Origin of the sequence: Staphylococcus sp. HMSC62B09 (assembly GCF_001839115.1) — a bacterium.
Classification (GTDB): Bacteria; Bacillota; Bacilli; order Staphylococcales; family Staphylococcaceae; genus Staphylococcus; species Staphylococcus haemolyticus.
Genome location: NZ_KV840161.1, coordinates 26,922 through 40,288, shown reverse-complemented (window position 1 = coordinate 40,288; position 13,367 = coordinate 26,922). Strand labels below are relative to the sequence as shown.

The following is a 13,367-nucleotide window of genomic DNA, read 5'->3' as shown; positions in this document are numbered from 1 at the left end:
ACTACATTGTATAATATTACATGTAACTAAATTATTTAAAAAAGTTACATACTCATGCAATTGAAATTTACCAATGTTTATAAGTCATCTAAGTCTTTACATCATATAAAAAAAGGGGGTATTTCTTTATGCTTATTTTAGGAGCAAGCTTGCCTAGTCAAGTTAATACCAATTGGCAAACATACATAATGATTGCGATTTATTTTATTATTTTACTTATTATTGGATATTATGGCTACAAACAAGCTACAGGTAATTTAAGTGATTATATGCTTGGTGGACGTAGTATCGGCCCATACATCACAGCTTTATCTGCAGGTGCATCAGATATGAGTGGCTGGATGATAATGGGGCTACCAGGTTCAGTCTATAGTACTGGTTTATCAGCAATATGGATAACAATTGGTCTCACATTAGGTGCATATGTTAACTATCTAGTCGTTGCACCAAGGTTGAGAGTTTATACTGAAGTGGCAGGTGATGCAATCACCCTTCCAGATTTCTTTAAAAATCGACTTAACGATAAAGAAAATATTATTAAAATTATTTCTGGTTTAATAATAGTTATATTCTTTACTCTATATACGCACTCTGGGTTTGTATCAGGTGGTAAACTATTTGAAAGCGCGTTTGGACTAAATTATCATTTTGGATTAATTTTAGTTGCAGTTATCGTTATCGCTTATACTTTCTTCGGAGGATATTTAGCTGTATCTATAACTGATTTCTTCCAAGGTGTAATCATGTTAATTGCAATGGTTATGGTCCCTATTGTTGCAATGTTACAACTTAATGGTTGGGATACATTTTCTCGAGTTGCTGAAATGAAGCCAACAAATATGGATTTATTTAGAGGCACAACCTTCCTAGGTATTGTTTCATTATTTGCATGGGGTCTAGGTTATTTTGGACAACCTCATATCATCGTTAGATTTATGTCTATTAAGTCACATAAAATGCTACCTAAAGCTCGCCGTTTAGGTATAAGTTGGATGACTGTAGGTTTACTTGGTGCTGTAGGCGTAGGATTAACTGGTATCGCATTCATTCCAGATAATCATATTAAGATGGATGATCCTGAGACACTATTCATCATTATGAGTCAAATTTTATTTCATCCTTTAGTAGGCGGGTTCTTATTGGCTGCCATTCTTGCAGCTATCATGAGCACAATCTCATCACAACTATTAGTAACATCAAGTTCATTAACTGAAGACTTTTATAAATTAATACGTGGTGAAGAGCGTGCGAAAACACATCAAAAAGAATTCGTGTTAGTTGGTAGATTGTCGGTATTAGTTGTGGCAATTGTAGCAATTGCAATTGCTTGGTCTCCAAATGATACAATTCTTAACTTAGTTGGCAACGCATGGGCCGGCTTTGGAGCTTCTTTCAGTCCCTTAGTATTATTCTCACTTTATTGGAAAAAGCTAACACGAGCTGGTGCTATCAGCGGTATGGTAGCAGGTGCCCTTGTTGTAATTATATGGATTGCTTGGATAAAACCTTTAGCGAGTATAAATGAAATTTTCGGAATGTATGAAATTATTCCAGGATTCATCGTTAGTGTCATCTTTACATATGTAGTGAGTTTATTGACTCAACATCCAGGTGACTTTGTTGAAAGAGATATTGAAAAAGTTAAATCTATTGTTCGTGAAAAATAATAATATTAAACAAAAACTACGGATAACCCAATTTGTAGGCGTTATCCGTAGTTTTTATGTTAATTATTATAAATATGAACTTGAGGCTCTTTATCTTCTTTAGATTTACTAATTAAGGCTCTTGGTGTATTTCCGTCTTTAATTCGAATTTCATAGCTATCGATGTTGTCTAAATATTTTCTAGCTTGTTCTGTAACATATTGAGTAATACCAATCGTTTCAGCTTGACTATAATAATCAATAGGTAAATCTATAGTTAATTGTGTTGGTTTTTTACCGTCAAATTTAACTTTACCTACTGCTTGAGTGAAGTTAGTAAAGTAAGATTGTAGGTTGTCGTTGAATTGTTTAAAATTATTATTCAAATTTTCATTGTATTTTTTTGCTGTTGAAGATGGCAATAATGCTGACACTTGATCAATTTTTTTCCATTTATTAATTTTAGTTTGATCATCATCAACTGTAGTATTAGCAATAAATTCTCCTGGTGTAATTGAATTTTGATCGGATTGTTTATAAATCGCAAAATGAATAGGAATATCTTTTAAAGCATCATTGGCTCTCAATCTTGTTAAGATTTCTGAAGCCATTTGTTTACCTTGTTTTTTAATTTCCTTATCATCAAGTTCTTTGCTATAAGTTTCTCCATCTTTCTCTTTCTGATAATAATAAACACTATTCATGGCTAAACCAATTGTCATACCTTTAATATTTTTTCCTTTTGTATCCCCACTATCGTAAAAATCTTGTTCAAGAATATTAGATAAATAAGCTGGAGATTGTTCTGCGATTTTTTCTGGATCATCCTCACCTTTGTGTGATGGATTTAATCCTAAATTCTCACTCGCTTTATTGGATTCTTTCTCTTTTTCACTCATTTTATCTATTTCTTTTTTAGTGTATTTGGGATTTAAATAACTATTAAGAGTATCTTTATCTAGATATTGTCCGTCTTGATAAAGGTAATCATCAGTTGGAAATACATCTTTGCTTAGTGTCAATAAACCACTTTCGAAATCGTCACCATTGTAACTATTTGCCATGTTATCTTGTAATACACCACGGGCCTTACTTTCTTTAAATGGCAAAATCGTGCGGTAATTATCACCTTGTACGTTTTTATCTGTTGCTATTGTTTTCACACTATTTGAGTCAGTTTTAGTTTCTTGTTTATTCACAGATTGGTTATTTTTATTATCATTGTTATTGCCACATGCCGTTAACAACACAATCGACGTTATAATTAAGAATAGGGTCCGCTTCATTGCCGTTCTCCTCTAACTTGATATTTCATTTTGTTTAGCCACGAATTGCTCTTCTGTCCAAATTTCAGTACCAAACTTTTCTGCCTTAGTTAATTTAGAACCTGCATCTTCACCAGCAATTACTAAATCTGTTTTTTTAGTTACACTACTTGTAACTTTTGCGCCTTGTAATTCTAACCAGGCAGATGCTTCTTTTCGTGTCAGTTGTTGTAATTTACCTGTTAAAACAATTGTTTTATCTTTAAAATCAGGGTGTCCTTCTATATCAGAAGTTTTAATTCCATTATAAACCATATTGACATTTTTATATTTTAATTTTTCAATTAATGCTTTAATATCTTCATTTTCTAGATATGTCACTACAGATTGAGCTAACTTATCTCCAATATCATGAATACTAATAAGTTCTTCTTCGGTTACTTGAAGTAATCTATCCATTGTTTCGTATTTTTCAGCTAGAACTTGACTTGCTTTAACTCCTAGATGACGTATTCCTAAACCAAATAATAGATGCTCTAGTGAATTGGTTTTAGCATTTTCAATCGCTTTTAGTAAATTTTCAACTTTTTTGGAACCCATACGCTCTAAAGGTAATAAATCGTCTTCCGTTAGGTAGAAGATGTCGGCCACATCTTTAATCACATTGTGATGATAGAGTTGTTGTATGATTTTAGTTCCTAAGCCATCAATATTCATGGCTTGACGTGATACAAAGTGAATCAGCCCCTCTACAAGTTGAGCTTGACACTTTGGATTTATACAACGTAATGCAACTTCCCCTTCAATTCTTACCAACTCATGGTCACAACTCGGACAATGTGTTGGCATTGAATACGGTAATGTACCTTCAGTTCGGCGTTCCATAATACTTTTCACTACTTCTGGAATTATATCGCCAGCTTTTTTAACTACTACACTATCCCCAATTCTGATATCTCTCTCATGTATTAAATCTTCATTATGTAAAGAAGCTCTAGATACAGTTGTCCCAGCAACTCTTACAGGATCAAGAATCGCAGTTGGTGTTACAACACCTGTTCTACCAATACTTAACTCAATATCTTGTAATGTTGTTACCACTTCTTCGGCAGGAAATTTATATGCAATCGCCCATCTTGGAGATTTCTGAGTGTATCCCATTTCATCTTGTTGTTCAATGTCATTCACTTTTATAACGATGCCATCAATATCATAGGATAATTGTTCACGTTGTTTTGTCCATTTCTCAATATATTCTAATACACCTTCAATATCACCCACGCGCATACGTTCATGATTTGTCTTAAATCCTAAACGATCTAATTCATCCAACGCACCACTCTGAGTAGTTGCATCAAAATCTGTGAAATCATTAACACTATATAAGAATACACTTAATTTACGTTTAGCTGCCAATTTGGGATCAAGTTGCCTTAACGATCCCGCTGCTGCGTTTCGTGGATTAGCGAATGGTTGTTCTTCATTCTTTTCTTTTTCTTCATTTAGTCTTATAAAAGAACTACGAGGCATGTAAGCTTCGCCACGAACTTCAAAACTTAATGGTTCATTAATCTTTAATGGAATAGCATGAATGGTGCGTAAATTTTCAGTGATATCTTCACCTGTAGTACCATCCCCTCGAGTTAAACCTTGAACGAAGCGACCTTCTACATATTTAAGGGACACAGCTAATCCATCAATTTTCAATTCACACATATATTCAACACTACCGACTTGTTCACGAATACGTTGATCAAAACGACGTAATTCGTGTTCATTGAAAGCATTACCTAAACTTAACATTGGTGTATCATGATTGACTTTTTCGAAAGATGATTGCACCTCTCCTCCTACACGTACAGTAGGAGAATCAGGTGACTTAAATTCAGGATGTGCCTCTTCTATATCTATTAATTCTCTTAATAATTTATCGTATTCACTATCTGGCACTGAAGGATTATCTTGCACATAATATTCATAACCATATTGATTTAATAAATCATGTAATTCATTCACACGACTTTGGATATTGTCCATAAATTAATCCTCCTTTTTCTCGATTGGGGCAAATTGAGCTAATAGGCGCTTTGGTCCTTCTGATTTAAATATAATATCTAATTCAACTGAGCCATTTTTCTCATTAACGTTACTTACCATGCCTTCACCCCATGATTTGTGCGTAACTTTATCTCCTATTTTCCAATCAGAAGCAGAGACTTGTTTTTTAGAAGACGTTGTACGTTTACTAAATCCACGCTTAGGTTGTTTGGATGATGTTTTTGGGGTAATCGTTTGACGCTGTTGCTTAGATGGTGTCTCTAATAGCTCTTCCGGGATTTCACGTAAAAATCTTGAAGGCATATTAGATTGTGAGCGTCCATATAACATTCTAGACGTCGCGTGCGTAATATATAGAACTTCTTCAGCTCTTGTTATTGCTACATAACAAATCCGACGTTCTTCTTCCATTTCGTGGTCATCATCACTCTTAATTGCACGAATATGTGGAAATAGCGATTCTTCCATTCCCATAAGGAATACAATTGGAAATTCTAAACCTTTCGCCGAGTGCATTGTCATAAGGGTTACGCCACTCTCAATTTGAGCTTCATCGATGTCTGCTACTAGTGATAAATCCGTTAAAAAGTTAATCAAGGATTGTTCTTCTAATGGTGTATTCTCTTCATAATCTTTAGGTACTGACATAAATTCATCTATATTTTCAAGTCTACTACGTGATTCCAGTGTTTGTTCGCGTTCAAGCATATCTCTATACCCAGATTTATCTAATATTTCAACAACAATTTCACTTACCTCTAAAAATTCCTGTTCTTTAATTAAGTTTTGAATTAGTTCATAAAATTTAATGCACTCTTGAGTTACTTTTTTTGAAAGACCAATAAAATCTACTTCTGCCAATGCGTCAAACATACTTATATTGTTATCATTCGCATAGCGTTGAATTTTCTCAACTGATGAAGGTCCTATACCTCGTTTTGGAACATTGATTATGCGTTGTAAACTAATTTCATCATTACTATTAGCTACTACTCTCAAATAACTTAATAAGTCTTTAATTTCTTTTCTGTCATAGAATTTTTGGCCTCCAACCATCGTATAAGGAAGATTAGATTTCATAAATGTTTCTTCTAAAACACGTGATTGTGCATTGGTTCTATAAAGTATTGCCATATCACTATAATCTTTTCCAGCTTTACGGTGTTTCATTATTTCTCTAACCACATACTCAGCTTCATCACGCTCAGTCATTGCTTCATAATATTTAATTTTTTCGCCACCTGTATTTGCAGTCCACAGGCCTTTAGGCTTTCTTTCTGAGTTATGTTTAATGACTTCATTTGCAGCAGTCAGGATGGTCTTTGTAGAACGATAATTTTGTTCTAAAAATATCGTTTTAGCATCAGGGTAATCTTCTTCAAAAGATAGGATATTTTGAATGTCTGCACCCCTCCAACCATAAATTGACTGATCTGAGTCACCAACTACACAAAGATTTTTAAATTTACTAGCTAACAACTTTACTAATGTATATTGTGCTTTATTTGTATCTTGATATTCGTCTACGTGAATATATTGGAATTTGTTTTGATAATATTCAAGTGCATCTGGAATGCGTTCGAACAACTGAATTGTTTTCATAATTAAATCGTCAAAATCAAGTGCTTCATTTCGAGTCAATTGACGTTGGTATCCACTATAAACAGTAGCTACCATTTGCGAATGGAAGTCATTAGCCTCATTAATTGCATCTTCTGGTGTTTTAAGTTCATTTTTTAAGTTACTAATCGCCCCAATAAACATTCTTGGTTCAAAGCGTTTACTGTCAATATTTTCAATTTTTAGAACGTCTTTTATGACGGATTTTTGGTCAGTAGGATCAATAATAGTAAAATTACGTTCAATGCCTATTCTATCTGCATCACGTCTTAATATTCTTACGCACATAGAGTGGAATGTAGACATCCAAATCACTTGTGCTTCTTCCCCTACTAATTGTTCAACACGTTCTTTCATTTCTTTAGCTGCTTTATTTGTAAAAGTAATTGCTAATATATTGTAAGGAGAAACGTCTTTTTCATCTAATAAATAGGCGATACGATGTGTTAATACTCTCGTTTTACCTGAACCAGCGCCGGCCATAATTAGTAATGGACCTTCTGTAGTTCTTACCGCTTCACTTTGCTCTTTATTCATATTATTAACTAATGAATTCATTTATTAGACTCCTTTTTTATTTTTACTGTTTTAATAGCCTTTTTAATATCGTCATAAATAATATTACCTACTATAATAGTGTCAGCATATTGTGCCATCTCTCTGGCTTGTTCTATAGATGTAATGCCACCGCCATAAAACAATTGTGTATTCGTTAATAATCTGGATGCGGCTTCCACTTTTTCAATATCGCCATACTGACCACTATATTCTATGTACATCAACGGTAGTTTGTACATCTCATTAACCATTTGCGCATATGCCTCTACATCTTCAATATCTATATTAGTATTTGATTGCGTTAATTTTGCTACTTTACTATCAGGATTTAAAACTAAATACCCTTCTAATACGACTTCATCAAAATTAACCATGAATCCGAATTGCTTTAGAGCTTTATGCATCATTCCATTATGATATGTAGTATCCTTACTATTTAGAACTGTTGGTACAAAATAAAAATCGAAACCAGGAATAATACTCTCAATATTAGATATTTCAAGGACTAATGGTAATGGATATCTTCTTACTCTACTCATCAAATGAATGACATTATCTTCGGTAACATTATCTGTGCCACCAATCATGATAGCATCAGTATCTGACATACATAGTGAATCTAAATCATTATCACTTATTTCTTTGGCGGGATCTAATTTAAACACATGTTGCCACGCTTTAATGTCATACATATTCCTTTAACTCCTTTTTTTAACATACACTAAATTATATCATTTTTGTTGTACCAATTCTAAACAGAATCATTAGAATCTATACTGTCTTTTAAAGAACGAAAGACCTAATATCTTATAAGTTTATTTGTTAAAAATTAAGTAAATTAAAAGTTGTTTACTTACTATTAGCCTGTATAAATTCAATATAAAACAGAATGCTCCCATCAAAATATCCAAATTATTGTCAATTTTGAAGGGAGCATTTCAATTTATAAATATATATTAAACGTATTATTATTTTTTTGTTTCTATATTTAATCGTTCTAATATCATTGTATATGCGTCATTACCCCATTGTAATGATCGTTTTACTCTAGATATTGTTGCTGTAGAAGCACCAGATTCTTTTTCGATTGTTGCGTAAGTATACCCTTGTTTAATCATCTTAGCAACTTGTAATCTTTGAGATAATGATTGTAATTCATTGACAGTGCATAAATCATCAAAGAATTGATAACATTCTTCTCTATTTTCAAGTGTAAGAATTGCATCAAAAAGTTCATCTAACGCTTGTCCTCGTAATTTCTCTATTTGCATCTCAAACAACCCCTATAATCCGTTTTCAATATAATCTCATTTTAACGCATTAAATAGTTAAAGTGTAGTATTTTTATTGAAAACCGTTAACTTATTACTCTAAACCTGCACGTTTAAAGATTGTATCAACTTGATTTAAATGATGTTCAGGGTTGAAACATTCATCTAATTTTTCTTTAGAAAGCACATTAGTGATAGACTCATCCTTTTCTATTAATTGACGGAATGGTGTTTTAGTTTCCCAAGATTCCATTGCTTTAGGCTGCACTCTATCATATGCTTCTTCACGAACCATGCCTTTATTAATTAACGCTAGTAATACACGTTGTGAGAAGATTAGTCCAAATGTTTTATCGATATTATTTCTCATGTTGTCTTCAAAAACAGTTAGTCTATCAACAATATTAGTGAATCTATTTAAAGCATAATCTAAAGCAATTGTAACATCTGGTAACATGATACGTTCAGCTGAAGAGTGAGAAATATCACGTTCGTGCCATAAAGGCACATTTTCATAAGCCGTTGTAATGTAACCTCGAATCACTCTTGAAATACCTGTTATATTTTCTGAACCAATAGGATTTCTTTTATGAGGCATAGCTGATGACCCTTTTTGACCTTTTGCAAACGCTTCTTCAACTTCACGTGTTTCTGTTTTTTGTAAATTACGTATCTCTATCGCAAATTTTTCAAGAGATGTAGCTACCAGGGCTAGTGTAGCGATATAGTATGCATGACGGTCACGTTGTAATGTTTGAGTAGAAACGGGTGCAGTATCAATACCTAAATGGTCACATACATATTGTTCTATTTCAGGAGGAATGTTAGCAAATGTACCAACTGCACCACTCATTTTACCAACTTCTATTTCTTTACGTACCTCTTTGAAACGCTTTAGATTACGTTTCATTTCTGTATACCATAATGCCATTTTAACACCAAATGTAGTCGGTTCAGCATGTACACCATGTGTACGCCCCATCATCAATGTGTATTTATAATTTTTAGCTTTCTCTTCTAAAACTTTTATGAAACGTTCAATATCTTTCTCAATAATTTCGTTGGCCTGCTTTATAACATAACTTAGCGCTGTATCAACAACATCTGTAGAAGTTAAACCATAGTGAACCCATTTACGTTCGTCACCTAACGTTTCCGATACTTGTCTAGTAAATGCCACAACATCGTGTCTTGTTTCTTGTTCTATTTCTTGCGCACGTTTCACATCTACTTTAGCATTCTTTCTAATTTTTTTTACATCTTCTTTAGGAATGTGGCCTAATTCACTCCAAGCTTCACAGGCCAAGATTTCAACCTCTAACCAAGCTTCATATCTATTTTGATCAGTCCAAATATTTGCCATTTCTTCTCTTGAATAACGATCAATCATTTCTAAACTCCTATTCTATGTATAAATTTATAATTCAAAACTGTACATTAAACGTAAATTATCAAGAAAGGTTCGTTTTTAAAACTTCATTTTTATTTTAACAGATAATTAATCAAATGTATAAATCTTTTTTTACAAACTTAGTATAATGGATTTTATCTAAATAATACACTTATCTAACAATAATCCGATAATAAAAAGAGTAAAAAGAAGTTGTACTTTAGCTTCTTTTCACTCTTGATAAAATTAATTTAAGTTGTAATTCACATTATTAAATCAAAGCTTTTTACCAACAAATTGAATATCCTGTCTTAATACTACTACATTACCTTTTTCATCTTCAGTGTATATAGGTTTTTCAATTCGTTTAACTGGCATATAGCCTTCTTCACGCATACGTGATAAACATTCTGAGATTGTTTCATTTTCATTTACTTTGAACTTCATCATCATGCTCCACAACACTTTCTATTTCTTCTACTTCGTATGCTTTTACTTTTCGAGTTCGAACGCCTTTAGTCCAGAAACCGCCGTGAATTGCTCTTGGCTCATATGCTATAATAAACGCTTTCTCATCTAAATTTCGTACTGTCTCCATTAATTTACGTTCATAACGTCTTGGCGTTAAAATCTGCATTACCATTCGACTACCATCGCGACCATATGCTGCATAGTGTGTAACACCATAACCTAAATTTCTTAACTCATTTGGTAAATCAATTTCATACTCTGATGAGGTTACATTTACGACTGTATACCCTAATGCGAGTCTTTCTTCAATTTTCATACCTACTAAAATCCCAATCGAAAAACCAAACGCATAAGCAAAGATATTTTGAATTTGGTCTAAACTAGACATTACCATACCAAGACCAACTACATATACTAACACTTCAAGGAAACTTACTGCAGCCGCCATATAACGATAACCTTTTAACGTTAATATTGTACGCATTGTTAAAAATGTAACATAAAAAACGTTGATGACGAATATCGCTAATACCATTGACCATGGATTTGAAGTTATCACTGACATACTAATCCCCTTTTCTTACATGGATATCTAAAATCGAGATAATTTTATCAGTGAATTTTTATTTTGTCACTAGAAAATCTTTTTTAATTTTTAGGCCAAGTGTAACGCGTATAGGCTAATTCACGTTTATGTGCATTTTTGACATAGTGATTTTCAATCGTATCACGGGCTTCACTAGATATGTGTTTTCCTTCTAAATAGTCATCAATTTGATCATAAGTAACACCCAAAGCTTCTTCATCAGGTAATTGTGGTTTATCATCCTCTAAATCTGCTGTGGGAACTTTTTCGTATAAATGCTTTGGTGCATTTAAATATTTAAGTAGCTGTCTTCCTTGTCTTTTATTTAGACCAAAGATAGGTGCAATATCAGCAGCACCATCACCGTACTTAGTATAAAATCCTGTAATATTCTCTGCAGAATGATCCGTACCAATAACAATACCACTACGATTTGATGCGATTGAAAATTGAACCTTCATACGTTCACGTGCTTTTTCGTTACCACGTTGAAAATCCGTTAATTCAATACCAGCCTCGTTTAAAGATTTAACACTTTGATCAACAGCAGGTTTAATATTGACAGTAATGATTTCATCAGGATGAATAAAGTTTAATGCGTCTTCAACTTCTTCTGCATCTTTCTGCACACCATATGGTAATTTCACAGCGATAAATTGACAATCTCGCCCTTCATTACGTAATTCCCCAACTGCTAGCTGCGCTAATTTACCAGTCAAAGTAGAATCTTGACCACCAGAAATACCTAACACTAAAGATTTAATAAATGAATGTGATTGCACATAGCTTTTAATAAATTGAATAATTTCACGTGACTCTTGTTCACTATCAATATGTTTCTTCACTTTCATTTCATTGACTACAATATCTTGTATATTAGTCATTGTCTTCCTCCATCTCTTTTACGTGTTCTGCAACTTCGAAAATACGCTTATGTTTGTTATCCCAACAAGCTGTACTTAAATCCACAGGGTATTCTTGAGGATTTAAATAACGTTTATTTTCATCCCATAATTTAGATAATGCATTTTTAGAGTATTCTTGTGCCTCTTTTTCACTCGGCAATTGGTATACAAGTTTCCCATTTTCAAAGATTGAATGATGCAAATCAATCGCTTCAAAGTGTTTGATATGTTTCATTTTATACGTGTGAACTGGATGGAACATTTTTAAAGGTTTTTCATTATTTGGATTCTCATGTTCTAGAGTAATATAGTCACCTTCTGCTTTACCTGTTTTAGTATTGATGATGCGATACACTTTCTTCTTACCAGGTGTTGTCACTTTTTCTGCATTGTTGGACAGTTTAATTCTATCAACATATCGACCGTTATCATCTTCAACTGCTACTAGTTTATATACTGCACCAAGTGCTGGTTGATCATAACCAGTAATTAATTTTGTACCTACACCCCATGAGTCAACTTTAGCTCCTTGAGATTTCAAACTCATTATCGTTTGTTCATCTAAGTCATTAGATGCAATGATTTTAGCATCTTTGAATCCCGCTTCATCTAGCATTCTGCGTGCTTCTTTAGATAAATAAGCAATATCTCCAGAATCTAAACGGATACCAATGAAATTGATTTTATCCCCTAGTTCTTTCGCTACTTTAATAGCTGTAGGAACACCTGATTTAAGCGTGTGGAACGTATCAACTAAGAACACACAATTTTTATGGCGTTCTGCATAAATTTTAAAAGCTTTATATTCATCACCATATGTTTGAACTAAAGCGTGTGCATGCGTACCAGAAACAGGTATACCAAATAATTTACCAGAACGCACATTACTAGTAGAATCAAAACCACCGATATAAGCAGCTCTAGCACCCCAGAGCGCAGCATCTAACTCTTGAGCACGGCGAGTTCCAAATTCCATTAATGTATCATCAGGTGCTACTTGACGAATTCTACTTGCTTTAGTCGAAATTAATGTATGGAAGTTGATTATATTAAGTAATACGGTTTCTATAAGTTGCGCTTGAATTAATGGTGCCTCCACTCTAAGTAAGGGTTCATTTCCAAAACACAATTCACCTTCTTGCATTGAGCGAATATTACCAGTGAACTTTAAATTTTTTAAGTAGTTTAAAAAATCATTTTTATAACCTATTGACTGTAAATATTCAATATCAGAATCACTAAAATGAAAATGTTCAATAAATTGAATTACTCTTTTTAAACCATTAAAAACTGCATATCCACTCTCAAATGGCATACTTCTAAAATACAAATCAAATACTGCATTTCGTTCATGAATACCATCATTCCAATAGCTCTCTGCCATGTTAATTTGGTATAAGTCATTATGTAACATTAAACTGTCATCTTCGTAACGATACACCACAATCTCTCCTAACGATGTTTTAGTACATTTTATCATAATTCAGTAGAAGTGCGTATTCACATACCATTGATACAATTAAAATTTAAATAAGTACCAATAAGACAAATTCGTGACAATCTATGTAATTGAATGAGTTAATTCAATGTCTAGATT

11 protein-coding genes are annotated in these 13,367 nt (G+C 33.0%); 1 reads left to right on the top strand and 10 read right to left on the bottom strand.

Going from position 1 to position 13,367, the window contains the following annotated elements; translation table 11 throughout:
- The first annotated feature begins 128 nt into the window (after positions 1-128).
- The gene (gene putP, locus HMPREF3265_RS10680) at positions 129-1,667 is read left to right on the top strand and encodes a sodium/proline symporter PutP (protein WP_053025091.1); all 1,539 of its coding nucleotides are present in this window, start codon (positions 129-131) and stop codon (positions 1,665-1,667) included.
- 59 nt (positions 1,668-1,726) lie between these two features.
- Here putP and HMPREF3265_RS10675 read toward each other — a convergent pair whose 3' ends face one another.
- From HMPREF3265_RS10675 to HMPREF3265_RS10630, 10 genes are all read right to left on the bottom strand, one after another.
- Positions 1,727-2,932 carry a CamS family sex pheromone protein gene (locus HMPREF3265_RS10675; RefSeq protein ID WP_070861658.1) on the bottom strand — a complete coding sequence of 402 codons (1,206 nt, stop codon included), beginning with the start codon at positions 2,930-2,932 and terminating at the stop codon, positions 1,727-1,729.
- A 12-nt stretch (positions 2,933-2,944) separates the two neighbouring features.
- A complete protein-coding gene (gene ligA / locus HMPREF3265_RS10670; protein WP_070582078.1) occupies positions 2,945-4,948 on the bottom strand; it encodes an NAD-dependent DNA ligase LigA in 2,004 nt (667 codons plus the stop codon).
- Positions 4,949-4,951: 3 nt separating this feature from the next.
- Positions 4,952-7,147, bottom strand: a complete 2,196-nt coding sequence (gene pcrA, locus HMPREF3265_RS10665; RefSeq protein ID WP_070861657.1) for a DNA helicase PcrA — start codon at positions 7,145-7,147, stop codon at positions 4,952-4,954.
- Positions 7,144-7,839 carry a heptaprenylglyceryl phosphate synthase gene (locus tag HMPREF3265_RS10660; protein ID WP_070861656.1) on the bottom strand — a complete coding sequence of 232 codons (696 nt, stop codon included), beginning with the start codon at positions 7,837-7,839 and terminating at the stop codon, positions 7,144-7,146. Before HMPREF3265_RS10660 ends, pcrA begins: the two co-directional genes overlap by 4 nt.
- A gap of 276 nt (positions 7,840-8,115) precedes the next feature.
- On the bottom strand, positions 8,116-8,418 hold the full coding sequence (locus tag HMPREF3265_RS10655) for a YerC/YecD family TrpR-related protein (RefSeq protein WP_011275350.1): 303 nt from the start codon (positions 8,416-8,418) through the stop codon (positions 8,116-8,118).
- Between the two features lie 94 nt (positions 8,419-8,512).
- Entirely contained in the window at positions 8,513-9,808 is a 1,296-nt protein-coding gene (gene purB / locus HMPREF3265_RS10650) for an adenylosuccinate lyase (RefSeq protein ID WP_070861655.1), read from the bottom strand.
- A 276-nt stretch (positions 9,809-10,084) separates the two neighbouring features.
- Complete coding sequence (locus tag HMPREF3265_RS10645) at positions 10,085-10,255, bottom strand: NETI motif-containing protein (RefSeq protein WP_070861654.1); 171 nt, start codon at positions 10,253-10,255, stop codon at positions 10,085-10,087.
- A complete protein-coding gene (locus tag HMPREF3265_RS10640; protein WP_053025097.1) occupies positions 10,236-10,844 on the bottom strand; it encodes a DUF2179 domain-containing protein in 609 nt (202 codons plus the stop codon). Before HMPREF3265_RS10640 ends, HMPREF3265_RS10645 begins: the two co-directional genes overlap by 20 nt.
- Positions 10,845-10,927: 83 nt before the next feature.
- Positions 10,928-11,749, bottom strand: coding sequence for an ammonia-dependent NAD(+) synthetase (gene nadE, locus HMPREF3265_RS10635; RefSeq protein ID WP_053025098.1), 822 nt, complete (start codon positions 11,747-11,749; stop codon positions 10,928-10,930).
- On the bottom strand, positions 11,742-13,211 hold the full coding sequence (locus HMPREF3265_RS10630; protein ID WP_070441532.1) for a nicotinate phosphoribosyltransferase: 1,470 nt from the start codon (positions 13,209-13,211) through the stop codon (positions 11,742-11,744). Before HMPREF3265_RS10630 ends, nadE begins: the two co-directional genes overlap by 8 nt.
- Positions 13,212-13,367 lie beyond the last annotated feature (156 nt).